The sequence below is a fragment of the Corynebacterium sp. HMSC076G08 genome, from assembly GCF_001811515.1.
Taxonomy (GTDB): Bacteria; Actinomycetota; Actinomycetes; order Mycobacteriales; family Mycobacteriaceae; genus Corynebacterium; species Corynebacterium hiratae.
This window is the reverse complement of the sequence record NZ_KV805081.1, coordinates 106,833-133,264: the sequence shown is the minus strand read 5'-3', so window position 1 is coordinate 133,264 and position 26,432 is coordinate 106,833. Positions and strand designations below refer to the sequence as shown.

22 protein-coding genes and 2 pseudogenes are annotated in these 26,432 nt (G+C 64.8%); 20 read left to right on the top strand and 4 right to left on the bottom strand.

The window, feature by feature from the left end:
- Nucleotides 1–704, top strand: a 704-nt coding sequence (locus HMPREF2806_RS11150; protein WP_198531344.1) for an HNH endonuclease signature motif containing protein, incomplete at its 5' end; no start/stop codon positions are given.
- 89 nt (nucleotides 705–793) lie between these two features.
- Here the strand turns inward: HMPREF2806_RS11150 and HMPREF2806_RS11145 are convergent.
- Entirely contained in the window at nucleotides 794–2,713 is a 1,920-nt protein-coding gene (locus HMPREF2806_RS11145) for an N-acetylmuramoyl-L-alanine amidase (protein ID WP_070517744.1), read from the bottom strand.
- Nucleotides 2,714–2,882: 169 nt separating this feature from the next.
- On the opposite strand from HMPREF2806_RS11145, the gene glf reads away from it, so the two are divergent.
- From glf to HMPREF2806_RS11130, 3 genes are all read left to right on the top strand, one after another.
- Complete coding sequence (glf, locus tag HMPREF2806_RS11140; RefSeq protein WP_046647608.1) at nucleotides 2,883–4,079, top strand: UDP-galactopyranose mutase; 1,197 nt, start codon at nucleotides 2,883–2,885, stop codon at nucleotides 4,077–4,079.
- A gap of 74 nt (nucleotides 4,080–4,153) precedes the next feature.
- The gene (locus tag HMPREF2806_RS11135) at nucleotides 4,154–4,390 is read left to right on the top strand and encodes a hypothetical protein (RefSeq protein WP_070517743.1); all 237 of its coding nucleotides are present in this window, start codon (nucleotides 4,154–4,156) and stop codon (nucleotides 4,388–4,390) included.
- A gap of 50 nt (nucleotides 4,391–4,440) precedes the next feature.
- Nucleotides 4,441–5,049 carry a three-helix bundle dimerization domain-containing protein gene (locus tag HMPREF2806_RS11130; protein WP_046647606.1) on the top strand — a complete coding sequence of 203 codons (609 nt, stop codon included), beginning with the start codon at nucleotides 4,441–4,443 and terminating at the stop codon, nucleotides 5,047–5,049.
- A gap of 2 nt (nucleotides 5,050–5,051) precedes the next feature.
- Here HMPREF2806_RS11130 and HMPREF2806_RS11125 read toward each other — a convergent pair.
- A pseudogene (locus tag HMPREF2806_RS11125) lies at nucleotides 5,052–5,438 on the bottom strand (IS110 family transposase); the annotation flags it as partial.
- Nucleotides 5,439–6,065: 627 nt separating this feature from the next.
- Between HMPREF2806_RS11125 and HMPREF2806_RS11120 the strand changes: the two are divergent.
- The 9 genes from HMPREF2806_RS11120 to HMPREF2806_RS11080 all read left to right on the top strand — a co-directional run bounded on the left by HMPREF2806_RS11120 (nucleotide 6,066) and on the right by HMPREF2806_RS11080 (nucleotide 16,402).
- Nucleotides 6,066–6,569, top strand: coding sequence for an ECF transporter S component (locus HMPREF2806_RS11120; protein ID WP_230307979.1), 504 nt, complete (start codon nucleotides 6,066–6,068; stop codon nucleotides 6,567–6,569).
- Between the two features lie 107 nt (nucleotides 6,570–6,676).
- Entirely contained in the window at nucleotides 6,677–8,923 is a 2,247-nt protein-coding gene (locus tag HMPREF2806_RS11115; RefSeq protein ID WP_232745443.1) for an ATP-binding cassette domain-containing protein, read from the top strand.
- Nucleotides 8,924–9,089: 166 nt separating this feature from the next.
- The gene (locus HMPREF2806_RS13920) at nucleotides 9,090–9,617 is read left to right on the top strand and encodes a hypothetical protein (protein WP_232745441.1); all 528 of its coding nucleotides are present in this window, start codon (nucleotides 9,090–9,092) and stop codon (nucleotides 9,615–9,617) included.
- Nucleotides 9,614–10,657, top strand: coding sequence for an ABC transporter ATP-binding protein (locus HMPREF2806_RS11105; protein WP_070517741.1), 1,044 nt, complete (start codon nucleotides 9,614–9,616; stop codon nucleotides 10,655–10,657). Before HMPREF2806_RS13920 ends, HMPREF2806_RS11105 begins: the two co-directional genes overlap by 4 nt.
- Entirely contained in the window at nucleotides 10,654–11,406 is a 753-nt protein-coding gene (locus HMPREF2806_RS11100) for an ABC transporter permease (protein WP_070517740.1), read from the top strand. Before HMPREF2806_RS11105 ends, HMPREF2806_RS11100 begins: the two co-directional genes overlap by 4 nt.
- Entirely contained in the window at nucleotides 11,403–12,140 is a 738-nt protein-coding gene (locus HMPREF2806_RS11095) for an ABC transporter permease (protein ID WP_070517739.1), read from the top strand. Before HMPREF2806_RS11100 ends, HMPREF2806_RS11095 begins: the two co-directional genes overlap by 4 nt.
- Nucleotides 12,141–12,213: 73 nt before the next feature.
- On the top strand, nucleotides 12,214–12,897 hold the full coding sequence (locus HMPREF2806_RS11090) for a class I SAM-dependent methyltransferase (RefSeq protein ID WP_070517738.1): 684 nt from the start codon (nucleotides 12,214–12,216) through the stop codon (nucleotides 12,895–12,897).
- On the top strand, nucleotides 12,894–14,672 hold the full coding sequence (locus tag HMPREF2806_RS11085) for an ABC transporter ATP-binding protein (RefSeq protein ID WP_070517737.1): 1,779 nt from the start codon (nucleotides 12,894–12,896) through the stop codon (nucleotides 14,670–14,672). The genes HMPREF2806_RS11090 and HMPREF2806_RS11085 overlap by 4 nt, the downstream gene beginning before the upstream one ends.
- Nucleotides 14,669–16,402, top strand: a complete 1,734-nt coding sequence (locus HMPREF2806_RS11080; protein ID WP_070517736.1) for an ABC transporter ATP-binding protein — start codon at nucleotides 14,669–14,671, stop codon at nucleotides 16,400–16,402. The genes HMPREF2806_RS11085 and HMPREF2806_RS11080 overlap by 4 nt, the downstream gene beginning before the upstream one ends.
- 17 nt (nucleotides 16,403–16,419) lie before the next feature.
- On the opposite strand, the gene HMPREF2806_RS13505 is transcribed toward HMPREF2806_RS11080, so the two are convergent.
- Nucleotides 16,420–16,587, bottom strand: a complete 168-nt coding sequence (locus HMPREF2806_RS13505) for a hypothetical protein (RefSeq protein WP_154736589.1) — start codon at nucleotides 16,585–16,587, stop codon at nucleotides 16,420–16,422.
- A 9-nt stretch (nucleotides 16,588–16,596) separates the two neighbouring features.
- Entirely contained in the window at nucleotides 16,597–16,767 is a 171-nt protein-coding gene (locus HMPREF2806_RS13500) for a hypothetical protein (protein ID WP_158013223.1), read from the bottom strand.
- 748 nt (nucleotides 16,768–17,515) lie between these two features.
- Here HMPREF2806_RS13500 and HMPREF2806_RS13240 point away from each other — a divergent pair.
- The 7 genes and pseudogenes from HMPREF2806_RS13240 to HMPREF2806_RS11045 form a co-directional block, all read left to right on the top strand.
- Nucleotides 17,516–17,674: pseudogene (locus tag HMPREF2806_RS13240) on the top strand (protein tyrosine phosphatase); the annotation flags it as partial.
- A 94-nt stretch (nucleotides 17,675–17,768) separates the two neighbouring features.
- Nucleotides 17,769–19,721 carry a glycosyltransferase gene (locus HMPREF2806_RS11070; protein ID WP_070517734.1) on the top strand — a complete coding sequence of 651 codons (1,953 nt, stop codon included), beginning with the start codon at nucleotides 17,769–17,771 and terminating at the stop codon, nucleotides 19,719–19,721.
- Nucleotides 19,711–20,238 (top strand): phosphatase PAP2 family protein, encoded by a 528-nt coding sequence (locus HMPREF2806_RS11065; RefSeq protein ID WP_070517733.1) that lies wholly within the window; start codon nucleotides 19,711–19,713, stop codon nucleotides 20,236–20,238. The genes HMPREF2806_RS11070 and HMPREF2806_RS11065 overlap by 11 nt, the downstream gene beginning before the upstream one ends.
- Nucleotides 20,235–21,242: a decaprenyl-phosphate phosphoribosyltransferase gene (locus HMPREF2806_RS11060; RefSeq protein WP_070517732.1), complete on the top strand. Its 1,008-nt coding sequence runs from the start codon at nucleotides 20,235–20,237 to the stop codon at nucleotides 21,240–21,242. The genes HMPREF2806_RS11065 and HMPREF2806_RS11060 overlap by 4 nt, the downstream gene beginning before the upstream one ends.
- A gap of 48 nt (nucleotides 21,243–21,290) precedes the next feature.
- On the top strand, nucleotides 21,291–23,036 hold the full coding sequence (locus HMPREF2806_RS11055) for an arabinofuranosyltransferase AftB family protein (protein WP_070517731.1): 1,746 nt from the start codon (nucleotides 21,291–21,293) through the stop codon (nucleotides 23,034–23,036).
- 144 nt (nucleotides 23,037–23,180) lie between these two features.
- Nucleotides 23,181–24,212 carry an alpha/beta hydrolase gene (locus HMPREF2806_RS11050; RefSeq protein WP_070517730.1) on the top strand — a complete coding sequence of 344 codons (1,032 nt, stop codon included), beginning with the start codon at nucleotides 23,181–23,183 and terminating at the stop codon, nucleotides 24,210–24,212.
- A gap of 302 nt (nucleotides 24,213–24,514) precedes the next feature.
- The gene (locus HMPREF2806_RS11045) at nucleotides 24,515–26,428 is read left to right on the top strand and encodes an alpha/beta hydrolase-fold protein (RefSeq protein ID WP_369799723.1); all 1,914 of its coding nucleotides are present in this window, start codon (nucleotides 24,515–24,517) and stop codon (nucleotides 26,426–26,428) included.
- Nucleotides 26,429–26,432: the final 4 nt, after the last annotated feature.

Genomic DNA, 26,432 nt, shown 5'->3' with positions numbered 1-26,432 from the left:
AGGTGGGGCCGCATTCGTTGACGATTACTGATTCAGCCTTGCGCATTAGTGAGATGCGTGGGACTTTGGAGTCGATTAATCCGGCTGATTTGTTGGATGCGGCAGGTCAGGTGTTCTTTAACCAGGCGCATGGGGGTTCGAAGCCTGCGGTGGCGACCAATGTGGTGGTTACGTTGGATGAGTTGGACCAGATTGTGCGGGGTGAGGGCGATGATATTGAGCTCGTGCTTACCAACGGTGGGCGGATGACGGGCCGGGAGTTTGTGACCTATAAGTTTGCTGAGGTTGGGTATGTGACTTTGGTGCATCCGACTATAGGGCCGGTGTGGTTGCATCGTGTGCGGCGTTTGGCTGGGTTTGAGCAGCGGTTAATGGCGAGTGCGGAGCATCCGACGTGTGCGCGTGAGGGGTGTAATAAGCCGGCGGATTATTGCCAGGTGCATCATTTAGTGCCGTGGCAGGCGGGTGGGGCGACGGATCCGCCGAATCTGACGATGTTGTGTGCTTATCACAATGGCATCAATGATGATGACCCGGATAAGCCGACTGGTGCCGGCTATGTCTTTAGGTTGCGGGGCGGGGTGGGGTATGTACCACCCTGGGCGGAGCCGATTACTTCGCAGCCGGCATACCAAGCGGCACAGGCAGCATTGAAGCAGCAGACCACAGGGGACTTTTTAGGTTCAGCCCTCCCGGATACCTAAACCCCAAGCCCAAATAAATGCCGAAGCGGAAGCCATCAGGTGGCTCCCGCTACATCGGCGATCCCGCTTAGACTTGGGGTGCTTTGGGGTTAGTCCGTGAAGACCTGAATCTGCTCAGTCTCCGGGTTGTAGACAATGGAACCGCCCTGGAACTGCACGCGGACTTCCTTGCCGAGGCCGGTGGGGACTTCGTTGGACGTCGGCAAGCCGAGCGTCGCCGCGTTGTCGCCGGACGCCCATTCCTTGGCGATGCGTCCCACGAGTGCGTGCGTACCGGTGTCCTCAGAGCCTAGGACGATGCCGTTCTGAAAGAGCTGGTAGATGATGCCGGCCGACTCATCCGGCCCGCCCACAGCCAATCCCAGCGCTGGGCCGAAGGCGTTAAGGACCGCCGTCCACGTTTCCTTCAAGCCCTCGTTCTTGCTCAAGGACAGCACCTTGGTCACGATGCCCGGGATCTGCTCCACCGGCAGCCCGTTGACGGTCTGGTCCGTGTCAATCTGCTGGTCCGAGCGGGCATACATGATGGCGAAGAGCGTGCCGGCCAGGCCTACCAGTGCTGTTACGGTGCTCATCGGGATCTCGGCGCCGCCCAGGGACGACGTCGCCTCCTGTGCCGGGGCAGCTTGTCCGCCCGGCGTGGAGTCAGGGGTGTCTGGTGTGGTCGTATCCTCGCTGTCCCAGTCCGTCGACGTCGAACCAGACGCACCCGACTTGATGGCGAGGTACTTCTTGTGCGCCGCCGCGCGGATCTTCGGCCATTGGGCAATGGTGTATTGCCCCGGGCACGCGGTGACGTGAACGTCGCTGTGGCCAAAGAGGCCATAGACGGGGGCAGAAGCGCCTGCTGGGTAGCGCGAACCACCGAAGCCTTCCGAGCGAAGGGAGACGCGGGAGGTCGGATCGACACCGGAAATGGCGCCCTTCCAGCCGGCAAGGTCGGTGACAGATTCCAAGAGGGCTTCCGTCGGCTGCGCAGTCTCGTAGTTGCCGATCATGGAGATACCCCACGTGTTCTTGTTAAAACCGCCGATGTGCGCACCCTGCACAGCTTTAGCGAGCCCGCCGTAGCGGCCCTCGTAGATGGTGCCGTACTTATCCACCAGCGCGTTGTATCCGATATCGCACCAACCTAAATTCTGGGCGTGGTACTGGTAAGCAGCGCGCACCTGCGCGGCTGCTTGCGCGCGGGTGTAGTTATTGGAACCCGCGGTGTGGTGCAGCGCGATGGCCTTCACACCGTCGTCGTAGTCGGCGCCCTTGCAGCGGATATTCTCATTCGCGCCCCAGCCGGCGCGCGAAACCACGCGCGGCATGCCATCGGTCTCAGCGGTTGGCTCAATGCCCTCGCCCTCCTGGGCGTTGCCGTCCATGAAGACAGCCTCGAGGCCTTCGACGTCGCTGTTGGCCGGAAGCTCTTCGGTCTCGGCAACGGGGGCGATGTCGCCGACGTTGAAGGGGGCGTCGTCAAGCGCGGCGTCCTCAACGGGGGACTCGGTGAGTTTCTCATCCAAGTTCGACCCGGTCACCAGGTCCACGTTGTTGATGGAGACCTGCACGTCGTTGGTATCGCCCACGAAGATGAGCTCGGTGCCGTTCGTGGCATTGGGGTCATCGTTGTTGTAGGACATCGAGTCCATGTCGTACCACTCGGACCAGGACCCGTCCGGCTGCTTCGCGCGGACGAAGGCCGCGACATCGCGCGTGCCCTTCCACGTGACGGCGAAGGAGGAGAAGGTCTCATCGCGGTGGAATTGCTTGACGGCGCGCGGGCCTTCGCCCTCGCCCTGGGCTGCGATGGCCGGGTCATCCACCACGACCGTTTCGCCAGAACCGAAGGTTTCGGAGGCCGAGCTCACTTCGATGGGGCCGCTGCCCGCTTCCTGGGTCTGGATGAGGGTTTGGCCGCCCACGGCTGCGGCAGCGACCACAGCGATCGAGGTGACCGTGGCGATAACCGGCGTTGACCACGTCGATTTCGCGGGAACAAGACGACGTTTGAGGTGCACTGTTACTCCCTAGGATGGTGGCGCCACAAGGTTAAGAGAAGCGCAAAAAGTTAACTAACGGGACAGATGGTACGTCAGGTGTTGGAGTGAAAGAAGGTGTGACACGCGAGTTTCCTCGCTTGGGTGTCACCCGCCGTTTTGCACGTGTTGCTGCCTTAAGCTGGTGGCCATGACTGCATATGACCTCATCGTTGTTGGATCTGGATTCTTCGGCCTGACCGTGGCCGAGCGCGCAGCCTCCCAGCTGGGCAAGAAGGTGCTCATCGTCGAGCGCCGCGAGCACCTGGGCGGCAACGCCTACTCGGAGGCCGAGCCGGAGACCGGCATCGAGGTTCACAAGTACGGCGCACACCTCTTTCACACCTCGAACAAGCGCGTGTGGGAGTACTGCAACCAGTTCACCGATTTCACCGACTACCAGCACCGCGTCTTCGCCATGCACGACGGCACGGCCTACCAGTTCCCCATGGGCCTGGGCCTGATTAACCAGTTCTTCGGCCGCTACTACTCCCCGGACGAGGCGCGTGAGCTCATCAAGGAGCAGGCCGGCGAGTTCGCCGTGGATGAGGCGCAGAACCTGGAGGAGAAGGCCATCGCGCTCATTGGCCGCCCGCTCTACGAGGCATTCATCCGCGATTACACCGCAAAGCAGTGGCAGACCGATCCGAAGGAGCTGCCGGCCGGCAACATCACGCGCCTGCCGGTGCGCTATACCTTCAACAACCGCTACTTCAACGACACCTACGAGGGCCTGCCCGTCGACGGCTACGCGGCCTGGCTGGAGAAGATGGCGGAGCACGAGCTTATCGACGTCCGTCTGGGCACCGACTGGTTCGACGTGCGCGAGGAGGTGCGGGGGGCGTCGCCAAGCGCGCCGGTGGTCTACACCGGCCCACTGGATCGCTACTTCGATTTCGCCGAGGGTGAGCTGGGCTGGCGCACGCTGGACTTCGACCTGGAGGTGTTGGAGACCGGTGACTTCCAGGGCACCCCGGTGATGAACTACAACGATGCGGACGTGGACTACACCCGCATCCACGAGTTCCGCCACTTCCACCCGGAGCGCGCCGATAAGTACCCCAAGGACAAGACGGTGATTATGAAGGAGTACTCGCGCTTCGCGGAGAAGGGCGATGAGCCGTACTACCCGATCAACACCCCGGAGGACCGCTCCAAGCTGGAGGCCTACCGTAAGCTCGCCGCCGCTGAGGCCCGCGAGAACCAGGTTCTTTTTGGTGGCCGCCTGGGCACCTACCAGTACCTGGACATGCACATGGCCATCGCGTCCGCGCTGAGCATGTTCGATAACAAGCTGGCTCCATTCTGGAACGAGGGCAAGGCCCTGGAGCAGGAGCGCGGCCACTAAGCCGCGTGCGGCCTGTACGGGTTAGTTCCCGTGGCGCGCTATGCTGAGACACCTCGATGGAAGGAGGTGACGGCATGGCCCAGCGCAAAAAGAAGCGCGCAGACCGCAGCATGTGGAAGATGTCCCCGGAGCGGCTCGAGGAACACCTCAAGCTGCGCAGTCGCGCAACGCGCATTCCCGATAAGAAGAAGGAACAATCCAGGAAGGCCTGCCGGAACACCCGGCAGGCCTTTGGCCTTTCTTTGGGAGGTTTCGCCAGCGCACGGGGCCGGGATGCCGCACATAAAACTTGTCGGGCGCTCAACGATTGATTAAAGTTAACAGCAGGTTAACAATAGGCGAACAGAAAGTGAGTTTAGAGATGACTTCCCCGAATGCCCGCCGTTTCGATACGTTGCGCCAAGACCTGCACGCAGATTATGGCCACGAATACACCGCGCAGGAGATTGATTCCTTCCTCGACGCCACCATTGAGCGCCACGAGGCCGGCGCAACCTTAGAAGAGTTCATCCCCGTGATGGTGGAGCGCGAGGTCCGCGAGCACTTCGGTACGCACCGCATCCACGTGCGTTTCGCCGCAGGAGCTGACCACGCGCTGGCGCAGGCTGCCGTAGCGCTGACGAAGAAGTACGCCGGCGAGGCCCTGCTCGTCGATGCCGCCGTAGCCCACCCCGAAAACGACCCCGACTCCCACATGGCCCACGTGCTTCAAGAGCGCGGCATGGCGGAGCACCCGGACCGCTACCTCGAGGACCTGCGTCTGGTGACCATCCCGGATTACATCGTGTACTTGGGCCGCGAGATCCCGCGCGACGAGGCCGGCAAGGACATCAAGATTTGGGACATCGCCACCGCCGAGACCGTGGAGGAGACCCGCGAGCTGGCCGATGACCTCGGCGCCCGCGTGCTCTACATGCTCAACCGCCTGGGCATCGAGCCCATCTCGGAGGATGCCGCTGTCACGGCCTAAATCAGCTGGATAAAGACTTCCTCAACGCGGTCGACACTGCGCAGGGAATCTGGAAGGTTAAGACCGGCATGGGCGATGACGTAGGCGTCGCGTACATCGGTCTTGGAGTTGCCGACGTGGATGCGAGAGAGCTGCCGCATCGCAAGCCCTGGTAGATGGCGAACATCTGCCCCCATGTCTTGGGCGACTGCGACGGTCAACCGGCCGATGTTGTTGGGAATAACAAGGACCGAGGCGTTGTCGGCGAGGAATTGGCCGAAGAGCTTGCGTAGCGAGCCTTCATGCTGATTGATGCGTTTGGACAGGACTTGCCTGCCTTGGGGATCGAGGACGCAGGCGTGGTGGAAGTATTTGCCGACGTCTACGCCAATGACGAAGTCATAGGCCATGGGTGTATGCCTCCTAGCGATGAATGAGAAGTTGGACTATTTAAGCTTCATCGCTGGGGTTGTCGGACATGCTTGCGCTGGCATCCACATTACTGTGAGACCTCATACCACCTGGGCTGGGTCGGGTTCCTATTAGCAGTTTGAGGATGTCACTGTCTTCGGCGGCATCACCCCCGGATCATTTTCAGACGGGGGCGGAAACAAGCCATACCGAAGCCAGCGACTAGTTCCACTGTCCTTTCAGACGGAGGGACCGGAAATAAACATAACCAGCCCAATCGGGTGGACAGGCTATGAATCTTCGGTGCCCTGAGGTGGAACTGCTAACAACGTAATGGGGGGAAGCGGGGGCAAAGTCAATAATTCGAGTCTGGCATAAGTTGATAAGGATTGCCTAACCTAATACTGTTTCAAGTTATGTTCCGATCGGGAATCGGCAACGGAAGCGAGGCAGCGACGATGAACAGAAAACGTGGATCGACCAGAGAACCCCTCTCCGGAGGGGGAGTCGGGGACGCGGGCCCGGACGGGACGGGCGACGGCGACGCGGTGGCGTCGCAGACGGACGACGGGCGGTTGGTACACGTCGCACCGGTCGCAGCGGGTGGCCGACCATCCACCCGCGATATGCTCGTCGCCGCCGCGATCGGCGTCGCGGGGTCTCTCGTCGTCGTGCCCCTGACCTACCTGCAGGTGTTCGCCGGCATCGCCCACGTTTATCTCGTCGCGGCGACGCTCGGGTTGTGGTTCCTGCAGTGCGTCGTTCCCCTCATCGTCGTCCGCAAGCCTGGCGCGAGCCTCATTGCGTGCCTTGCCATGGGCGTCGTGTCCGCGGCGACCACCCCGTTCGGCGTCGCCGCGATCGGGGCGCTGATCATGGAAGGATTGCTCATCGAGCTTCCATTCATGGTCACCCTGTACCGGCGGTGGACGCGTACCCAGTTCGTGGCGTCGGCGATGTTGTTCTCCGCGCTGATGGGAACGATGGCCCCGCGCGCAGTTGGCGTCGACTCGCCGACCACGCCCATGACCCTGATCAGCTTCGCCGTAGCCTTGGCCTCGAGCTTGGTGTTTTTGGTCCTGGGCTTTGCCGTCGCAAAGGGGCTTCGCAGCCGCGGGGTCACCCGGTGACCGGCGGAGCACCCGCGTGCGCCGGTGCGACACGCGGGACGGCCCCGGCCCGGTTACGGGTTAGGGGCGCGGGCGTGCGGCACGCCGATGGGCGATGGGCACCCGACATGGTGGATCTCTCCTTCGATTTCGGCACGATCAACGCCATCACGGGACCCGTGGGATGCGGAAAGACAAGCCTGGCCCACCTCATCGCTGGACTGATTCCCTCGCACATCCCCATCGACCATGCCGGATTCGTGCACATCGTCGATGCCGACGGCACCGAACGCCCCGTGGACGGGGACCGGGTCACCTTCGTCGGGCAAGACCCGGCGACGCAGGTGCTCACGCTCCGAGTCGTCGATGACGTGGCCATGGCCCTCGAGTTTTCCCTCGTGGAAGCCGGTATCGTCGCCAAGCGATCAGCCGAGGCTCTATCGGAGCTCGGGCTGTCAGAGCTCGCGGAGAAGGATCCGTGGGCTTTGTCGGGCGGGCAACGCCAGCGGATGGCCATCGCTGGTGCGGTGGCCAGGGCGCCGGAGGTCATGATCTTCGACGAGCCCGCCGCCCACGTCGACGAGGACGGTCGGCGGGCGCTGTTCGCCGCCATCCGTGATTTGCGGGCCCCGGGGCGCGTCATCCTGCTCATCGAGCACGACCTCCGTCCGTTCGACGGGTGGGTCGACACGGTGACAATCCTCGATGCGGACGGGAGCGTCGCCGCGCACGGAGCGCCGGAGGGTATCGCGGTGAAGGGCATTGCGACGTCGGCCGCGACCGCCGGAGCGCCGGACGCCAGTACGCCGGGCACGGGGGCACCGGACCGTCTCAGTCCGGACCGGCGGCGAAGGCCCCGGGGAGCCGGGGATGGCGCCGATCCGGAATCGGAGGCGGACGCCGTTCCACTGCTGGCCTTGACCGGAGCCCATGTGGCCCGGGGCAGGGAGCGGATCCTGAACGGGGCCGATCTGACACTGGAACGGGGCGAGATTCATGCCCTAGTCGGTGCCAACGGAGTCGGTAAGTCCACCTTGCTGGCGGTGCTGTCGGGCCAGATGAAGGCGGGAGCGGACCTCCGGATTGACGGCGCGTCCGCCCGGCGCGTCCCCGACGCCTTCGCGTCGTTGGCGTTCCAGAACCCCGAGCACCAGTTCACCCGCGCGACCGTCGCCGCGGAAATCGACTCCGCGCTGGCCGGCACGGACCCGCACGGACCACTCGGCGCCGATGAGCTGTGGAAACTGCGGGAAGCCTTGTGCCCCCGGGCACTTGACCCCGTCTCGCCGTTCGTCCTGTCGGGCGGACAGAAAAGACGGTTGGGCATCTTCCTGGCGGTGGCGGCCAATCGCCGTTTGCTGCTTCTCGACGAGCCGTTGGCGCATCTGGATTCGCCGAGCTCGCGCATCGTACTGGATGCCCTAGCGGAATACGCAGGGGCCGGCGGAACCGTTGTGTTCACGTGCCACGACCGCCGTGCTGCGCGAACGTGGGCGGATCGGGCGAGCATCGTCGCCGAAGGGAAGGTCGCCTGGTCCGGTCCCGCAGCCGACGTGCCGGCTTCCCCGGAGTCGTCCCGGCGGGATCGCGCACTGCCCGCGGCCGGCGCACGGACGTCCTTGGACGAAAGCCCCTGGACCGGTGGATCCGCCGCTCGAAGGCGCGCGGGGTTGAACGCCATCACGATTGTCGCGGCGGTGATGCTCGTCCTCGTCGCCGGGCTGCTCTCCGGCGGAGACGCCGTTCTCGCTCTGACGGGGGTCGCGTTCCTCGCACTCGCTGCGATCGCGGAACGTGACGTTCGGGCGACGGCGGGGAAGGTCCTCCTCGTCCTGTTGATCGGGGTGTTCTTCGGCCTGCTCGGGTGGCGCTCCGAGTTCTACGGCAGTGGGGATCCGGCGGAGGCTGTCCGCCACGGCATCCATCACGGACTGCTACTGACGGCCGTGTTTGCGGGGACGGTCCTGGTCTCCGCGTGTATGCGCGTCGAGGAGCTTTTCGACGCCATGGTGCAACGCCTCCGGGTGCCCTACACATGGTGCACCATAGCGATTTCCGGGGTGAGCATCGCGGCGTTCCTGCGCAGCGAAATCCCCCAGCTGACATGGGCGATTAGATTGCGCTCGATGCGACCGGGGCAGTCTTTCCGCTCCGGCTTCATTCGCGCGACGACGCCCGCGCGCATCGCCTTTCCCCTGTTCGTCAGCGCCGTGCGCTGCGCCGAAAAGCTGTCCCTGACCCTGGCGATGCGCAACTTCGGCCGCCATCCGCGGCGTACCTTCCGCACCGATCACCCCTGGCGAGTGCGTGACGGTTTCGCGGCCGCAGCGTCCGCCGCGGCCTTCGTTGCCGCCCTGGTGTCCGCAGTGACTTGACGGGCACCCGGAACCGGCGGGCCCCGAGCCCGCGAGCGTTTCCGAGCCTGTACGGAGACGCGCCCCACCCAGTTGCTTCAACCCTTCAGACACATCCTCCGGGTCGCGCCATGCGGGCCCGGTCCGCCCGGCACCGGCATGGCGCCGGCAACCGAAAGAGGTACCAGTGAACACGATCCGGACCATCAGCGACGTGCTTCGGGACAAGGCCGATGAGACGAAGAAGGGGATCACCTTCGTCGAGAATCGGCGGGACGTCCTCGTCCCGTACGGCCGGGTCCATGCGGAGGCGGTGGCGGCTGCGACTCGGTTGGCTGAAGCCGGCATCGGCCCCGGCGATCGCGTGATCTTCCAAGTTTCGGAGAACCGCGGGCTCATCCGGGCGTTCTGGGGCTGCGTCTACGCCGGCGCGGGCGATGCGGGGCCGGCGGCCGAGACGACCGTAGTCCGGGCGACCGGCCCAGGTTCCTACAAAATGACCGCGGCGATTGCTGCCGCCACCGTTGCGTCGGTCGCGGGGAAGCCGGTCGCGCCGGGGTGCCGGGATCTCGTCGGCCACCCCCGGCTCCTCGAACCGGTCCTCGCCTTCGCCCGCGATGCGGGCATCCATATCGAAACGCCGCATGACAACCCGACCACGGGGCCACTGCCGGCAGCGGCCCACTGCGACACCAAAGAAAAGGAGAAACGATGACAGATCAAGCTGAACGGGGTGCGGCGATCGTCGTCCGCGACCTCACGAAGAGCTACCCGATTGCGGGCAAAGCCGGCACCGCGCCCGAAGGCGGGGCAGGTGCTCCGCCGGACGGCGGGCGCAAGGGAAAGCGCGGCGCCCGGATGCGCAAGCATGTGCTCGACGGCGTGAGTTTCACCGTGCCCGCCGGGTCGATCGTGTCGTTCCTCGGCCACAACGGCGCAGGCAAGACCACCCTCATCCGAATCCTGTCGACGCTCATTACCGCAGACTCCGGCGAGGTGAGCATCTTCTCGCGCGATGTGAAAGAGGATCCGGCGGGCGTGCGCGCCGACATTGCCACCACCGGCCAATTCGCGGCGATCGACGAGAACCTCACCGGCCGGGAGAACCTGGAGTTCTTCGGGCGGCTGCGCGGACTCGACCGCGCCGACGCGGCCGCCCGCGCGACGGAACTGCTCGCGCAATTCTCGCTCGCAGACAGTGCTTCGACGTTGGCGTCGGCCTATTCGGGTGGCATGCGGCGCCGTCTCGACATCGCCGCGTCGCTGTGCGTCGTGCCCAGGCTGCTGTTCCTCGACGAACCCACGACGGGGCTGGACCCGGTCAGCCGCGAAGAGCTGTGGGGCTTCATCCGGCAACTGCGGGACGACGGAATGACCCTGGTGCTGACCACCCAGTACCTGGAAGAGGCGGAGGCGCTGGCAGACCACGTCCATCTGCTCAAGGACCGCCGCATCGTCGCCAGCGGAACGCCGGAGGAATTGCGCCGCGACTTCGGGTCGCACGTGCTCCGCGTGTCCTTTGCCACCACCGCCGAGGCGGAGGCGTTCGCCCGCTGCCTCGGACGAACGTGCCTGGACGGCGCCCGCGTCGCGGGGAAGTCGGTGTCCCTCGACGTCGACCCCGGACCGCAGGTCCTCGAGGCGGTGGCGCAGGCGATGGAGGCCTCGGAAGCGTTGCCGGATTCGCTGAGCGTGTCGCCACCCACCCTCAACGAGGTATTCATATCGATGAACGCAGGGGGTGCGGCGCGATGAGTGCGACGTCGGTCGCGGCGTTCCTCCGTCGGGATCTGCTGCTGTTGCGACGCAACACCGCGTCGCTGATCTCCATGTTCGTCGTTCCTCCCCTCTTCCTGCTGTGCCTGTACGCGGTGTTTGGGTACTCGGCAGGGCAATCCGGCTTCGGGTACCTGCGTTTCGTGCTCGGCGGCTGCCTGTTCCAGGCGGCGATGTTCACCGCCGCGGCGTCGGCGATGGCGGTGGGACAGGACGTCGAATCCGGGCTCGTTGACCGCGTGCGCGTGCTGCCCGGGGCCACAGGCGGCTATGTCGCCGGCAGGCTCGCCACCGATGTGCTGCGGATGTCCGCGTCGATCGCGGCGCTGCTGGTCGTCGCGTGGTCCTGCGGCCTCGACATGGCTCTCGGTGACGTCGCGTGGACAGTCCTGTGGTCACTGCTCGCCGCCGCGGTCCTGTCCCTGGTCACGGACGGGGTGATCCTGATGGTGCCCGCCCCGGTGTCGACAGCCTCATCGATCCAGGCGCTGGAAATGCTGCTGCTCATGTTCTCCACCGCGTTCATTCCGGCGACCGCTTTGGACGGCTCCCTGCGCGACGTCGTACGTCACATGCCGTTTTCGCCGATCATCGAGGTGATCAGGGCGGCGTCCCCGGATGCCTTCCCGGATAGTGCCGGGGAAGAGGCAGCCCTGTGGCTCGGTGTCGCGGCGGTCGCCGGAATCGTCTTGTTCATCCGCCGGTTCACCTCGAGGAGCGAATCATGATCGGCCCCATCTTCGTGCATCTGCGGCGCATTGCCCACATTTGGCTGCGGCGCCCCGACTTCTGGTTCATGACGTTCATTGCTCCGCTCGTGTACCTGTTCATCGTCAACCGCATGTTCGGTAGCCTGGTCAGGCAGCTCACCGGAGAGTTCGAACTCCCGAACGCGGTCATCCTGGTCGTGACGACGTGGGCGTTCATCTTGGCCATCACGGGATCGTCCACTGTGTTCGTTGAACGCAGCAATGGCCTCCACGAGCGGTTGATCACCATGCCGGCGCCGTACGCGGCCGTGCCGGTCGCACGGATCATCGCTGAGTTCATCCGGATCATGGCGATGTCGGTCGTCGTCGCGGCGGTGGCCGCCTTGCTTTCCGACAGCCCCCCTGAGGCGTCCTGGTGGTGGAGGATCGCGGTGACCGGCGCGATGGTTGCCGCGGCGGCCGCATGCACCGGCACGTACATCGCGTTCTCCATCACCAGCCCCCAGGGATCCGTGACCCTCATCCCGTTAATCATCGTTGCGATGTTCGTCAACACGGTGCTCATGCCCGCCGACCACTTCCGTCCCCTCCTGCGCGGAATCGCCGGGCACACCCCCGTATCCGCGGCCGGCGAGGCCGTCAACGGCACCGGGGCCGCGGGTCTGGTGGTCTGCGCGGCCTGGTTCTTTGGTATCGCCGTGCTCGCGGCGTGGGGCATCGCCGTGAAAACGAGGCCGGGGGAGTCTGCATGACGGCCCGCGAATCCGAGCATCTAACCCGAAACCGCCGCGTGGACGCGGCCCACACACCCGGAGACAGAACCAGATGAAGTCGATCGCCCAGATCGTCCAGAACAACCGCAGGCTCCTCGCGGCCTACGAGGACAAGGTCGAGCCGAGGTTCCTAAGCCGCTATGCGCGCGAACCGATGGACGCCGCCGCCGTGTACCGGAAGCTCCGTGCGCTGGATCCCGGGCCGGATGCGCCGGCCCGGGTCCTCGACCTCGGTTGCGGAACCGGGTGGCTCGCCCGCACGCTCGCCGCTGAGTCTCGCTATCGCAGGGCGAACATCGTCGGCTACGACCTGTCGCCCAATGCGATCCGCATCGCCCGCGAACGCGCCGCCGCCGACGGGCTCGGGGCCCGGACGGAATTCCACGTTGCCGACATCCTCACGCCGCTCGCGGGAGAGCCCGGCGGGGCCTGTGAAATCTGGGTGTGCGGCGCGCTCCACCAAATGAAGGATGCGGGAGCCGCGCTCGGCAGGGTCCCCGGGCTGCTCGCCGACGGCGGCATCGCTTACGTGCAGACGTTCGTCGAGGATCCCGACGTGAACGAGCGGGTCGACATGGCCGTCATGGCGAAGATGGGCCACCGGGTGTTCCGGGGCAGCGAGCTCGAGGACCTCGCCGAAGCCAACGGGCTGAAGCTGGACGGAGCCTCACGCGCCGGCATGGTGTATTTCTGCACTCTCGCGAAGAAAAGCGTGATCGGGGAGGCGGGGAAGTGAGCGCCGTGGACGGGACCGTCGGCCCGTGGTCGCTGCTCGCCCCGATCCGGACCCGGATGCGTGCGGTGGTCGCGTTGTCCGTCCTGTCGTCGGTGGCTACCGTCGCTTCGCTGGTCGGCATCATCGACATCGCGATGACGTACCTGGAGGCCCCGGTGCATCGGACGTGGTTGGCCGTGGCTGTCATCGTCGTCGCCGCGACGGTGCGAATGGCTGCAGACGGCGCCGCCGGCATGCTCTCGCACCGGGCGGATAACGACCTGCAGCTCCACCTCCGGCGCCGGTTGGTTGCCCATATCCGGAAGCTGCCGCTGGGCTGGCTGGACGCCCGGCGCTCGTCGGGGATCATCGGGTCGGTTGAGAAGGACGTCGCGGCCGTCCACCAGCTCATGGGCCACACCGTCGGCGAGACCGTGGTGGCGGTGCTGGTTCCCCTGCTTTCCCTCATCGCGCTCGTCGCGGTCGATTGGCGGATCGCGGCGGTGGCGGTCGTCCCAGTGCTGGTCACCTTCGCCCTGATGGGCATGATGATTTCGCGCGGAGCCGATCTTCAGCGCGACTACGAGCGAGCCTCTGAAAAAGTGACGGCTGCGGTCATCGAGTTGGTGCGCGGCATCCCGGTGATGAAGTCCTTCGGACGTGCCAGCCAGGGCGCGGGCCGCTACGATGCCGCGGCGTCGTCGTTCGTCCGCGCGTGGTCCGCCTGGTCCCGGCAGTCGAACATCTATCTCGGGCTCATCGACGTGGTGACGTCCCCGATCACAGTCCTCGCAGTGGTGTGCGGCGCCGGCCTCGCTTTGAGGGACACCGCGGGCGGCAAACCGGAGGGTCTCGTCGCCGGGCTGGTTCTCGGCCTTGGACTCTCCGCGGCGATCGTGAGGGTGGCTATGAACTCCGAACCCATCATCGCGGGGATCGCCGCCCTGAAGTCCATCGCGGAGGTGCTGGGCACGCCGCCGATCACCGAGTCCGCCGAGCCGGTGCCCGTGCACGGAGGCGCGCTTGAGGTTCGGAACCTGGTCTTCTCCTACGGGGATGGGCCGCGGGTCCTCGACGGGATGTCCGCGACGTTCGAACCGGGGACCCTCACGGCGCTGGTGGGGTCCTCCGGTTCCGGAAAGTCCACCGTCGCCCGGCTGTTGGCGCGTTTCCACGACCCTGTCGAAGGCTCGGTGCTGCTGGGCGGCGACGATCTTCGCGACATCGCCGTGCGCGACGTGCACCGTTCGGTGTCGGTGGTGTTCCAGGATCCGCAGTTGCTCACGCTGCCCTTGCGGGAGAACATCCGGCTGGCCAGGAGAGACGCCACCGACGGCGAAATCATGGCGGCCGCGAAGCTCGCGAACCTCGATACGGTCATCGCGGCGCTGCCGAAGGGCCTGGATTCGGTGGTCAACGTCGACGTGACCTTTTCCGGTGGTGAGGCGCAGCGCGTGGCCATCGCGAGGTCGATTGTCACGGACGCGCCGGTGCTCATCTTCGACGAGGCAACCGCTTACGCGGATCCGGCTTCCGAGGCCCTCATTCAGTCCGCAATCGAGCGTTTGGCTCGTTCGCGGACGGTGATCGTGATTGCGCACAGATTGAGCACGATCCGTAACGCCGACCGCATCCTCGTTCTCGATGGGGGAGCGGTCGCGGAGGCGGGCACCCACGACGAGTTGCTTGCGCGCGGTGGCCGCTACCGGGATCTGTGGCGCGCGTTCGCGCTCGACGACGAACCATCCGCCCCGCGGGGCACTGAAGCAGACGATGAAAAGGCAGGGAACCGATGATCCGGGACTTGTGGTCGATGACGGATCGGCGCTCGAAGATGACGCTGGCGTGGCTCATTGCGTTGGCCGCGCTTGCCGCGCTGGCACAGGGTGCGGCGTTCGTCGCGCTGCTGCCGCTGCTGTCGGCTCTGGCCGTGGGAGATGATGCGACGGCGTGGCGTTTCACCGGCGTCATCGCCGGCCTCGCGGCCGCCCATGCGGTGCTGTCCCTCGCCGCGGGGACGGTCGGCAGGGCGAATTCCGCAGCGGTGCTGTCGTCCCTGCTGCGTTCCCTGGGCGAACGCGTGCTGACGTTGCCACTCGGGTACGTCACCAAGTCCACGGCCGGCCGCTTTTCGGAGATGGCGTCTTCGGGCATGGCGTTCGCGGCGTCCGTGCCGCACGTGATCCTGAGGCCCGTCATCGCTGCTGTGGTTGCGCCGACCGTCATCGCTCTCGGAATTCTGGCGGTGGATTGGCGCGTCGGGTTGGTTCTCGTCGCGTCGGCGCCGGTGCTCTTCTTCGCCTACCGGGCCATTGGCCGGGTTGGCGGGGAGTCGGACGAAGCGCATGCTGACGCCGTAGCTGCCGTCTCCGGCAGGCTGATCGAGTTCACCCGCGGCCAGCAGGTGATTCGCGCCGCGGGCGACGGTTCGGCGGCGGACGCGATGGTGGATGAGGCGATCCAGGCCCAACACGATGCGTTCGCGAAGGCGACGTCGACGCAAGGCGCGGCCATCGGACGGTTGGGCTCGGTCGTCCATGCGGTGTTCACGGCGGCGGTGGTCGTCGCCGTGGCGGTCGCCGCGACGGGCGGGATGTCACCGGCGCATTTGGCGCCGATGCTCATTGTGGTCGTCCAGTTCACCGGACCGATCACCACGGCGGGAGCGTTGTCCGGCGGTTTCGGCGCGGGCCGCAACACGTTGGCTGCGCTGCGTGACCTGCGGGCGATCCCCGCCCTTCCCGAGCCTGCCGCACCGGAGCTGCCCGACGGGCATGACGTGGAGTTCCGCGGCGTGAGCTTCGGGTACGGGGATAAGAAGGTTCTCGACGGCGTCAGCTTCCGTGCACCTCAGGGAGCACTGGTTGCCGTAGTGGGACCGTCGGGGGCGGGCAAGACGACGGTCATGCGGCTGCTGTCGCGTTTTCATGATCCGGACTCGGGGGAGATCCTCATTGGCGGGGTGCCCTTGCCTCGGATCGGCACCGACGGCGTAAACTCGCTGGTGACCCCGGTGTTCCAGGAGACGTTCCTCTTCGACGCGTCCGTGCGGGACAACGTGGTCTTCGCCGACCCCGGATTCGGTTCCAAGCCCGGCGACGGAGACCGCTTGCGCGAGGCCGCCCGGCGATCCGGGGTGGACCGCATCGTGGAGCTGCTGCCTTCCGGGTGGGATAACCCGGTGGGGGAGGAGGGGACGCTGCTGTCGGGAGGCGAGCGGCAGCGCGTCGCCATCGCCCGGGCGCTTCTGAAGGATTCCCCGGTGGTGCTTTTCGACGAGCCAACGTCCTCGCTGGATGCGGCCACTGAGCAGGCGATTGTCGGCACGATGGAAGCGTTGCGCGGCGATCACACCGTGATCGTCGTCGCCCATCGCCTGCACACCGTCCGCGATGCCGACCTCATCGTCGTGCTTTCGGAGGACGGGACGGTCGCAGAACGGGGCACGCACGATGAATTGCTGGCGAAGGGCGGCCGCTACGCCGAGTCGTGGACGTGCCGGACGGGAGGCTCCCCGGGCGCCTGATCCTCGTCCGTCGAGGACTATCGCTCCGGTCCGGTACCGGTGCAGTGGTCCCGCCACGCCGTCCCGGTCAGCGGGTCCTCGACGATGCCCTGGGCGACAGGGGCGTAATTGAAGCCGTAGTGCTCGGTGCGGTGGGCGGGGCACACGTCTTGGACGGTGATGTTGGTGACGCCGGGTTCCCGCACGAAGGAGTTTTAGTGGGGGAGCACGGCATTGTCGTGCCGCGTGCCCAGGAAGGTGTACCGCACGCTCGGTCGAGTGATGTCGCCGATGGTCAGCTCATTCAGCAGCATGGAACCGGAGATCTGCTGTTCCCAGGCAAGCGCGTTCGTTTTGCCGGCGTTTCGGGAGTATCCGTGGCGCATCTCGGGGTGGACGTCAAAGCGATCGGCTGCGCTGTGCTCCCGGGGCCCGTGGTTCGAGGCACCGGTACCGATGAGCTGTTCGACGACCCGGTCCCGGGAATGAGGATGACGGGCAATTCACCGTCCCGGGGTGGCACCGGAAGTCGTTGGCGCCGGGGGCACCAGACTGGGCTTGGCCATGGACAGGGCCCGGGCGGCCGCGGGTGAGGTTTGCCGGCGGCCGGGCCACCGGTCGGGAAACCGCCGTCCGACAGCGACGAGGGGATTCTCGTCACCTCGTCGGGGCGTGTTCCTATATAGGTTGTGAACTCCACGGGTGGGCTTGGGGCCTGACCCCCGGAGAGTAGACACGTCGGGGGTCAGGCCCATCCTTGGTTCCTCATTGGGGCATGTGATGGCGGGGATTTCTCTGAAGGTTTCGTTTTCCCTTGCTGGCGTTCTTTTTGCAGCATTTCTTGTTTGTACCGGCGTTTATCTCACTTGGGGAGCAGTTGGGAAGAGGTTCGCTAAAGTCGACTCCTTGAGCTGACTGAAATAGGAAGAAAGACACTCTGATCATGTGTTGCTATGAGGAGTATCCTTCTTATTGCACAGAGTTAATAGTTGTCAGTTAGCGAAAAATTAGTCAGTATTGTTCTCTACTTTCTCAATCTCCCTCCGATTCGACACTCTCTTGAGCCTCTGACAATTGCGGCCACGAGTTCGTGACCATCGAGGTCGATTTCCTTTTGGCGCCGCAATCATAGGCGACGAAGTCGGCAAGGACATCAAGATTTGGGATATCGCTACGGCAGAAACCGTAGAGGAGACCCGCGAGCTGGCTGACGACCTCGGCGCCCGCGTGCTTTACATGCTCAACCGTCTGGGCATCGAACCCATCTCGGAGGATGCACCCCTCTCGGCTTAGCTTTCAGCCGCGTGGGAACTCAGCTGAAGAGTGCGAAACCACTAATCTTGGTTCCTGAATACTGTCGAAACCTGTGTGGAGAACCGAAAACATCGTGACTGCCAACAAATCTGCTGCGTACGAACCCGTACAGCGCATCCTGCTGCCCAAGCGTGGCGAGCCGGTCGACGTCCGCATGCTCTACCTCATCGAGTCCGAGCAAAACCGCGAGCGCCTCAGCTGGAGCGGCCGCACCTCCGTGACCATCCCGGCCGGCGAGGAAGCCTCCTTCGAGACCTACTTCAACGCCTTCCCGGCCGCCTACTGGCGCCGCTGGTCTCAGCTGAAGTCCATCGTGCTGGTGATGGACGTCGAGGGCGAGGCCAACATTTCCCTCTACCGTTCCAAGCAGGATGGCCAGCGCATCGCCGTGGCCAACCACGTGGTGACCACCGGCCACCACGAGTTTGAGTTGCCCCTGAAGAACTTCGAGGACGGCGGCCTGCTGTGGTTCGATGCCTCTGCCGTTGAGGACACCGTGCTTGCCGACGTCGCCTGGTGCGCCCCCCACGCCCCGAACCCGCAGCTCCTGCCGGACGGCAGCGAGTACCCGGCGCAGGAGAAGCGCGTGGCCGTGGGCATTCCGACCTTCAACCGACCCACCGACGCCGTCGCAGCACTGCAGGCGCTGGCGGAGGATCCGGTGGTGGACGGCATCATCGACTATGTCCTCATGCCGGACCAGGGCAACCAGCACCCGGCGGACGAGCCGGGCTATGACGAGGCCGTAGCGCACTTCGGTGAGCGCTTCCGCGAATTCCGCCAGGGCAACCTGGGCGGCTCGGGCGGCTACTCCCGCATCATGTTCGAGGCGCTGGAGAATACCGACTCGCCGTACATCCTTTACATGGATGATGACATCGCCATCGAGCCGGATTCCATCCTCCGTGCGGTTCAGGCAGCGCGCTACGCCGCCAAGCCCTTCATCGTGGGTGGCCAGATGCTCAACCTGCAGGAGCGTTCCCAGCTGCGCACCACCGGCGAGCGCGTGAACCGCGCCGACTTCATGTGGGGTGCGGCCGAGCACGCCGTCTATGACCACGACTTTGCCAAGTACCCGCTGCGCGCTATCGGTGACGCGCAGTCCCACCTCGACCCGAAGAAGTATGACTCCCGCGCGCTGCACCGCCGCGTTGACGTGGAATACAACGGCTGGTGGATGTGCCTCTTCCCGCGCGTCGTGGCGGAAAACATTGGGCAGCCGCTGCCGCTGTTCATCAAGTGGGATGACACCGAATACTCCCTGCGCGCTGCTGCTCATGGTTTCCCCACGGTGACCTGGCCAGGTGCTGCCATCTGGCACATGGCCTGGGCGGATAAGGACGATGCCATCGACTGGCAGGCCTACTTCCACCTGCGCAACCGCCTCATCGTGGCGGCCCTCTACCACGAGGGCGATGCACGCGGGATTACCAAATCCATCTTCAAGTCCACCCTCAAGCACACCATGTGCATGGAGTACTCCACCATGGCCATCCAGCTGGAGGCCATGAAGGACTTCCTGGCCGGCCCGGATCAGCTCTTCGACATCCTGGAGTCCTCGCTGCCGCGCATCGCCGCAATCCGCAAGGAATTCCCGGACGCCGTCATCATCGATTCGGCGGATCAGCTGCCCGCGCCCACCGGCGCGCCGGGCGTGCCCACCCGCAATATCGGCGGCCGCCTGGGCAAGATCAAGAAGATTCCGTGGCTCATCAAGTCCGCCAAGCACCTGGTCACTAAGGAAGACCCGGCGCACCACGAAGCACCGCAGCTCAATCTCACCCCGGAGGAGGCCCGCTGGTTCACGCTTTCCCGCGTGGATTCCGCCACCGTCTCCACCGCGGGCGGCACCGGCGTGGCCTTCCGCAAGCGCGACCGCGAACTGGCCCTCGAGCTGGTGAAGTCCACCCGCGAGCTGCTTAAGGAAATCGAGGAGAACTTCGATGACTTGCGCGCGGAGTACCGCGCGGCCCTGCCGGAGCTGACCTCCCGCGAGTCCTGGCGGAAGGTCTTCGATGCCCAATAAGCTTTCTGTCGCCGAATCCCACGTCCTCGAGAAGATTCAGGACGTGGCCTTCGAGGCCCCCGGCGTTCTGCCCACCGCGCGGGGCTTAAGCCACTTCGGCGAGCACGCCCTGGGCTGGCTGGCTCTCTCTGGTCTGGGTGCTGCCGTGAATTACCAGAAGCCGGCGCGCCGCCGCCAGTGGGTAGCTGTTGGCGTGGGCGCTTTCACGGCGCACGCGGCCAGCGTTGTGATCAAGCGCATTGTGCGCCGCAAGCGCCCGGACTATGACTACGTCAAGGTGGGCGTGAAAACCCCGTCTAAGCTGTCTTTTCCGTCCTCCCACGCGACGTCGACAACCGCGTTCCTCGTGGGCGCCGCGCACGTTCTGGGAACCCCGGCACCGCTCGTCGGTGTGCCGGTCATGATGGCCTCGCGTATGGTGCTCGGGGTACATTACCCATCCGATACGGCGTTCGGCGCCCTGCTGGGGGCCGCCACCGCGGAAGCATGTCACCGCTATGAAAGGAAGACCGCATGAGCGAACGACCAAACCGCGTCGACGACGGTGAGCAGAGAGTCTTCCACTCTGAGCCGCACACCTCCGGCATCGATACCGGCCGCAAGCGCAAGCCCCCGAAGAACCTTGCCGACGGCATGGTCAAGGCCCTGCGCCCCAAGCAGTGGGTCAAGAACGTCCTGGTCTTGGCCGCCCCTGCGGCCGCGGGTGCGGACTCGCTGTTCCATTCGCGCGTGCTTCTCGACGTCCTCCTTGCCTTCATCGTCTTCTGCATGGGCGCGTCCTCCATTTACCTCATCAACGATGCCCGCGATGTGGAGGCTGACCGCGAGCACCCGACGAAACGCTTCCGCCCGATCGCGGCGGGCGTGCTTCCGGTGGGCCTGGCCTATGTCATGGCGGCCGTGCTCATCATCGGCTCGATTGGCCTGTCCTTCCTGGCCACGGCCGGTCTGCAGCTCGCCATCGTCATGGCTATCTATATCGGCCTGCAGCTGGGCTACTGCTTCGGGTGGAAGCACATGCCGGTGATCGACATCGCCCTGGTATCCTCCGGTTTCATGCTGCGCACCATGGCCGGCGGCGTGGCCGCGGGCATCGAGCTTTCCCAGTGGTTCCTGCTGGTGGCTGCGTTCGGCTCCTTGTTCATGGCCTCGGGTAAGCGCTACTCGGAGATCCTTTTAGCGCAGCGCACGGGCGCCAAGATCCGCAAATCCCTGGAGGGCTACACGCCCACCTACCTGCGCTTCGTCTGGACGCTGGCGGCTACTGCCGTGGTCATGTCCTACTCCCTGTGGGGCTTCCAGCTCTCCAATGAGTCTGATGGCCCGGCCAGCGTGTGGTACCAAATCTCCATGGTGCCGTTCACCATCGCCATCCTGCGCTATGCCGCCGATGTGGACCGCGGCAATGGCGGTGCACCGGACGAGATCGCCTTGGAGGACCGCGTCCTCCAGATTCTGGCCCTGGTGTGGCTGGCATGCATCGCCATGGCGGTCTACATCATGCCGGTAATGGTGGGCTAGCCAGCGGCGATCGGGAACAGGGCAAGGCAAGTGCTAAACTCTCTCCTCATGCGAAAATCCGATACACGTACCGCAGCCGCGCTCAGCGCGCTGGCCTCGGTTATCGTGATCGGAGTTTTCTCGTTTTGGGGTGGCTTCGCCCGCCGCTGGATTTCTGACGACGGCCTGATCGTCCTGCGCACGGTGCGCAACCTTGAGGAAGGCAATGGACCTGTCTTCAACGCGGGCGAGCGCGTGGAGGCCAATACCTCCACGCTGTGGCAATACCTCATCCTCCTCGTGCGGTGGCTAACGAATGCCCCGCTGGAATCCATCGCCGTCAACCTGGGCCTCCTGCTGGCGGTCGCGGCGATGGTGCTGGGGGCGTGGGCCACGGCCCGGGCCTTCTACCGATCGGGGCAGTTTGCTGCACCGCTCGTGGTTCCCGCAGGCGCGCTGGTCTACCTCGCACTGCCCCCGGCCCGTGATTTCTTCACCTCCGGGCTGGAATGGGGACTGTCCATCTTCTACCTCGCCGGCCTCTGGGCGCTGCTGCAGCACTGGGCGCAATCCCGCACGAATAATAGTGCTTATTGGCTCGCGCTGTGGGCTGGTCTGTCCTGGCTCGTGCGCCCGGAGTTCGCACTTTACGGCGGGCTTGCCGGACTCCTGCTTTTGGCGGCGCACCGCAACTGGAAAGTCTGGCTCGGGATCCTCGGTGCGGCCCTGCCCATCCCGGCGGGCTACCAATTCTTCCGCATGGGCTATTACGGCCTGTTGACTCCGCACACGGCGGTGGCCAAGTCGGCGTCGTCAAGCGCGTGGGACAGCGGCCTGAACTACCTGCAGGATTTCGTGGGGCCATATGCCCTGTACCTGCCCGTTCTTGTGCTGGCGGGTGCGGCGCTGTGGACCTTCCGTGCCCAGCTGCGCCCGGCAGCCCTGCGCAGCTCCACCACCGTGACCTACTTGATGGTGGGGGCCGCGGCGGTGCACGTGCTGTACGTGCTGCGTGTGGGCGGTGACTTCATGCACGGCCGCATGCTGCTGCTGCCGCTCTTCGCTGCGCTTCTCCCCGTGTTTGTTCTGCCGCTCAAGGGTCTTGTGTCTTCGCTCGCAGTGGCCTTCTGCGCGGTGTGGGCCTTCGTCATCGTGCTGCGTGGGCACCCGACGGACTGGGAGGCCTATGAGCAACCGCTGTCCATCGTGGACGAACGTGATTTCTGGACCTATGCCACCAACCGCGAGGCTGGCTACCCGCCGCGCTCGGCCAAAGACTACCTGGGGATGAAGTTCATGCGTGGCTACGAAGAAGCCGGCAAGAAACTGGTGGGCGGAGATGCCCTGGCCACCATCTATGTGGAAGATGAGGAAAAAGACCTTCTCAATTGGCTCACCGTTCGGCGCGAGCCGGGTATGGATGAGCCGCCGACGGTCTACCTGGTGAACTTGGGTATGACGTCGATGAACGCGCCGCTGAATGTCCGGGTTCTTGACACGATTGGTCTGGCCACGCCGCTGGCCGCGCGCATGCCCCGTGAGGAAGGCGGGCGCGTGGGTCACGACAAAAACCTCGACGTGGAGTGGCAGGCTGCGCTGACGGGCGCGGATATTGAGTATCTCCCGCCGTGGTATGACAAGGACACAACCCGCCAGGCGCGCGCTGCGCTGGCAAGCCCAGAGGTACAAGAGCTCATCGCTTCCTACAGCGAGCCCCTAACCCGGGAGCGCTTCCTCAAGAACCTAACCTTCTCACTGACCTCGGGCCGCACCCTCATGCTCTCCGATGATCCCAGCGATTATCCTGTCCATTAGCTTGGCGTGAGCTGGAAAGCACCCCCATGGGTAGGCGAAAATTGCCAGGGTGCGTTACGCTACGAAAGATTCCTGTTATTGATCTGTAACTATCGCTGGCGTGTTGGCGATGTACTAGTGGCAGTAGAAACGTTAAGGAGAAACATGAGTTCACTAAGCTCTGGCCTGCGGACTCGGGTCCTCTCAGTGGTGGCAGCTATCGCTGTGGCTCTGGGCCTGGTCGTGACCGCGGGTACGCAAGAAGCATCCGCCGCGCACCGTGACTGGCTGCGTGGAGACGCCACCGGCGCCTGCGAATGGGATCGCGTCGGATACTGGGTACAGCGCTGCGACGTGTGGTCCCAGGCCATGGGTCGCAACATCCCAGTACAGATCCAGCCCGCTAAGAACGGCGGTAACGCGGGTCTGTACCTGCTCGATGGCTTGCGCGCCACCGATTCCACCAACGCCTGGGTCAATGACGTCAACGCCGCGCGCACCTATGTGGATCACAACATCACCCTGGTGATGCCGGTGGGCGGCGCTGGCTCCTTCTACGCGGACTGGAACGGTCCGGCTACCTACGATCTGGTCAAGCCGGTCAACTACCAGTGGGAGACCTTCCTGACGCAGGAGCTGCCGGCCTACCTTGAGGGCAACTTCGGCGTGGCTCGCAACAATAACTCCATTGCTGGCCTGTCCATGGGTGCCACCGCGGCTATTACCCTCGCGGGCAAGCACCCGGAGCAGTTCCGTCAGGCACTGTCTTACTCCGGCTACCTCACCACGACCTTGCCGGGTGCCCAGACCTTTATGCGCCTCGCGCTTCTCGACGCCGGCGGCTTCAACATCAACGCCATGTACGGTTCCATCATCAGCCCGAAGCGTTTCAGCAATGACCCCTTCAACCTGATCCCGGATCTGGCTGCGAACGGAACGGACGTGTATGTTTCCGCCGCCTCCGGCATCCCGGGGCCGCTGGATCAGCAGCGCTACCGTCCGGAGCACATCGCGGCCGGCGTGGCGCTGGAGGGCTTTGCTAACGGCACGACCCGCCTGTGGGAGCTGAGGGCCCGCGCTTCGGGTGTTCGCCTGCAGACGAACTACCCGGCCCAGGGCCTGCACAACTGGGAGCAGTTCGGATACCAACTCGAGCGCTCCAAGCCGCAGGTGCTTAACGTAATGAACGCCTGGTAAGTATCTACTGCCTAGCCGCCGTGCCACTGTGTACGGCGGCTTTTTCATTGGATTGCTGGGCGTGTCCCCCTACCGAAAGTCTCAAGTTAAACTTAAACTTGAGAACACATTAGACCGCTCACCACGCGTGCGGCGGCGAGTTCCGCAGGAGGGGAACCTGCGGAGCCCCGCTTGCGGCACCGCGTGCCCGCATCTCGATTTACCCCTACAAGGACTCTTCAATGCCGAACACTGCGTCAACTCAGCCCCGCCGGTCCGCCAAAGTTTCCGGCCTGCGTTCCCCGTCCGCAGCCCGCAAGGGCCTGACCATCGCCGCACTGCCTACTGCTGTGGCAGTGGGCTTTGCGCTGCTGCCTATCGCCAACGCGCAGTCTTCAAGCTCCTCTACCGAGGGCATTACTGATCTCCTGGGCAGCTCCAACCTCTCCGATTCTTTCGCTCCCTCTAATCCGCCGCAGCGTACCCCGGTAGATACCGAATACCCGGAGATTGAGGGCCTGCCGGAGGGCGTATCCGTCTCCCGCGTTGAGTACCTGACCAACCGCCACCTCATGGTCTACATCAAGTCCGCTGCCATGCCGGGCAAGGAGCAGGTCGTGCAGATCCAGCTCGCGCGCGATTGGTACTCCAGCCCGGACAAGACCTTCCCGGAGGTCTGGGCGCTGGACGGCCTGCGCGCCCGCGATGATGAGTCCGGCTGGACCATCGAGACCAACATCCTGTCGCAGTACGCTGACCGCAACGTCAACCTCATCATGCCGGTGGGCGGCGAGTCCTCCTTCTACTCCGATTGGCAGAAGGAAGACAACGGCAGGCACTACATGTGGGAGACCTTCTTGATGCGGGAGCTCATCCCGATTCTGGAGAAGGGCTACCGCTCCAACGGCAATCGCGCCGTCACCGGTATCTCCATGGGCGGTACCGCCGCCATGAACCTGGCTGAGCGCAATCCCTGGGCCTTCAAGTACGTCGGCTCCTTCTCGGGCTACCTCGATACCACCACCACCGGTATGCCGGAGGCTATAACCGCCGCCCAGGCTGATGCTGGCGGATTCACCTCCACCAACATGTGGGGTGACCTCTACTCCCAGGATTGGATCGACAATGATCCGAAGCTGGGTATCGAGAATCTCAAGGACATGAAGGTCTACGTCTCCGCCGGCAACGGCAAGGATGACTATGGCCAGATCGGCTCGGTGGCCAAGGGTCAGGCCAACCTGGCCGGCGTGGGCCTAGAGGCCATCTCCCGCATGTCCACCCAGACCTTCGTTGATTACGCCAAGCGCGCTGGCGTGGAGCCGGTGGTCAAGTTCCGCCCGACCGGCGTACACAGCTGGGAATACTGGCAGTTTGAGATGACCGAGGCCTGGCCCTACATCGCTGACTCCCTCGGCCTGGACAAGAGCGACCGCGGCGCTGACTGCACCCCGATCGGTGCTATCGCTGAAGCCACCAAGTCCGGCATCATCGGTAACTGCGTGAACAACGAGTATGACGTTGCCGATCGCGGCAAGGCCCAGGACTTCCAGGCCGGTACCGCTTACTGGTCCCCGGAGACCGGTGCCCACGCCGTCATTGGCCGCATCGGTGCCCGCTACTCCGAGCTCGGTGGCCCGACCTCCTGGCTGGGCTTCCCGAAGACCGGTGAGGAGAAGACCCCGGACGGCCGCGGCCGCTACGTCCACTTCGAGCACGGTTCCATCTACTGGACCCCGGAGACCGGTGCTTGGCCGATCTCTAAGGAGCTCTTCGACGCCTGGGGCAAGAACGGCTTCGAGGGTGGCGACCTCAAGTACCCGGTATCCGAGCCGCGCAAGGTTGGCGAGGGCGAGGTCCAGGACTTCGAGAACGGCGTGCTGACCCGCAACCCGGATGGCTCCACCCACATCGTGCACGGTGCTATCGGCGCGAAGTACAAGGAGCTGAAGGCTGCCGAGTCCGAGCTGGGCTACCCGGTGGGCGAGGAGAAGGCCGTTAACGGCGGCTTCTTCCAGGAATTCGAGCACGGCAACATCTACTGGTCCATGGATTCCGGCGCGCACTACATCCTCAAGGGCAAGATCTTCGACGAGTGGGGCAAGCACGGCTGGGAGCAGGGCGAGTTTGGCTGGCCCACCAAGGACTACGCCTCCATTCCGGCAGGCGGGCTGACCCAGTCCTTCCAGCACGGCGTCATCCGTGAGGTCATGGGCCAGGTCCAGGCGGATAAGAAGTAGGGAA

Coding starts and splice junctions, on each gene's coding strand:
- glf (WP_046647608.1), top strand. CDS start 2,883: ATGACTGCATATGACCTCATCGTTGTTGGATCTGGATTCTTCGGCCTG.
- HMPREF2806_RS11135 (WP_070517743.1), top strand. CDS start 4,154: ATGGCCCAGCGCAAAAAGAAGCGCGCAGACCGCAGCATGTGGAAGATG.
- HMPREF2806_RS11130 (WP_046647606.1), top strand. CDS start 4,441: ATGACTTCCCCGAATGCCCGCCGTTTCGATACGTTGCGCCAAGACCTG.
- HMPREF2806_RS11120 (WP_230307979.1), top strand. CDS start 6,066: ATGCTCGTCGCCGCCGCGATCGGCGTCGCGGGGTCTCTCGTCGTCGTG.
- HMPREF2806_RS11115 (WP_232745443.1), top strand. CDS start 6,677: ATGGTGGATCTCTCCTTCGATTTCGGCACGATCAACGCCATCACGGGA.
- HMPREF2806_RS11105 (WP_070517741.1), top strand. CDS start 9,614: ATGACAGATCAAGCTGAACGGGGTGCGGCGATCGTCGTCCGCGACCTC.
- HMPREF2806_RS11100 (WP_070517740.1), top strand. CDS start 10,654: ATGAGTGCGACGTCGGTCGCGGCGTTCCTCCGTCGGGATCTGCTGCTG.
- HMPREF2806_RS11095 (WP_070517739.1), top strand. CDS start 11,403: ATGATCGGCCCCATCTTCGTGCATCTGCGGCGCATTGCCCACATTTGG.
- HMPREF2806_RS11090 (WP_070517738.1), top strand. CDS start 12,214: ATGAAGTCGATCGCCCAGATCGTCCAGAACAACCGCAGGCTCCTCGCG.
- HMPREF2806_RS11080 (WP_070517736.1), top strand. CDS start 14,669: ATGATCCGGGACTTGTGGTCGATGACGGATCGGCGCTCGAAGATGACG.
- HMPREF2806_RS13500 (WP_158013223.1), bottom strand. CDS start 16,767: ATGCGCCACGGATACTCCCGAAACGCCGGCAAAACGAACGCGCTTGCC.
- HMPREF2806_RS11065 (WP_070517733.1), top strand. CDS start 19,711: ATGCCCAATAAGCTTTCTGTCGCCGAATCCCACGTCCTCGAGAAGATT.
- HMPREF2806_RS11060 (WP_070517732.1), top strand. CDS start 20,235: ATGAGCGAACGACCAAACCGCGTCGACGACGGTGAGCAGAGAGTCTTC.
- HMPREF2806_RS11055 (WP_070517731.1), top strand. CDS start 21,291: ATGCGAAAATCCGATACACGTACCGCAGCCGCGCTCAGCGCGCTGGCC.
- HMPREF2806_RS11050 (WP_070517730.1), top strand. CDS start 23,181: ATGAGTTCACTAAGCTCTGGCCTGCGGACTCGGGTCCTCTCAGTGGTG.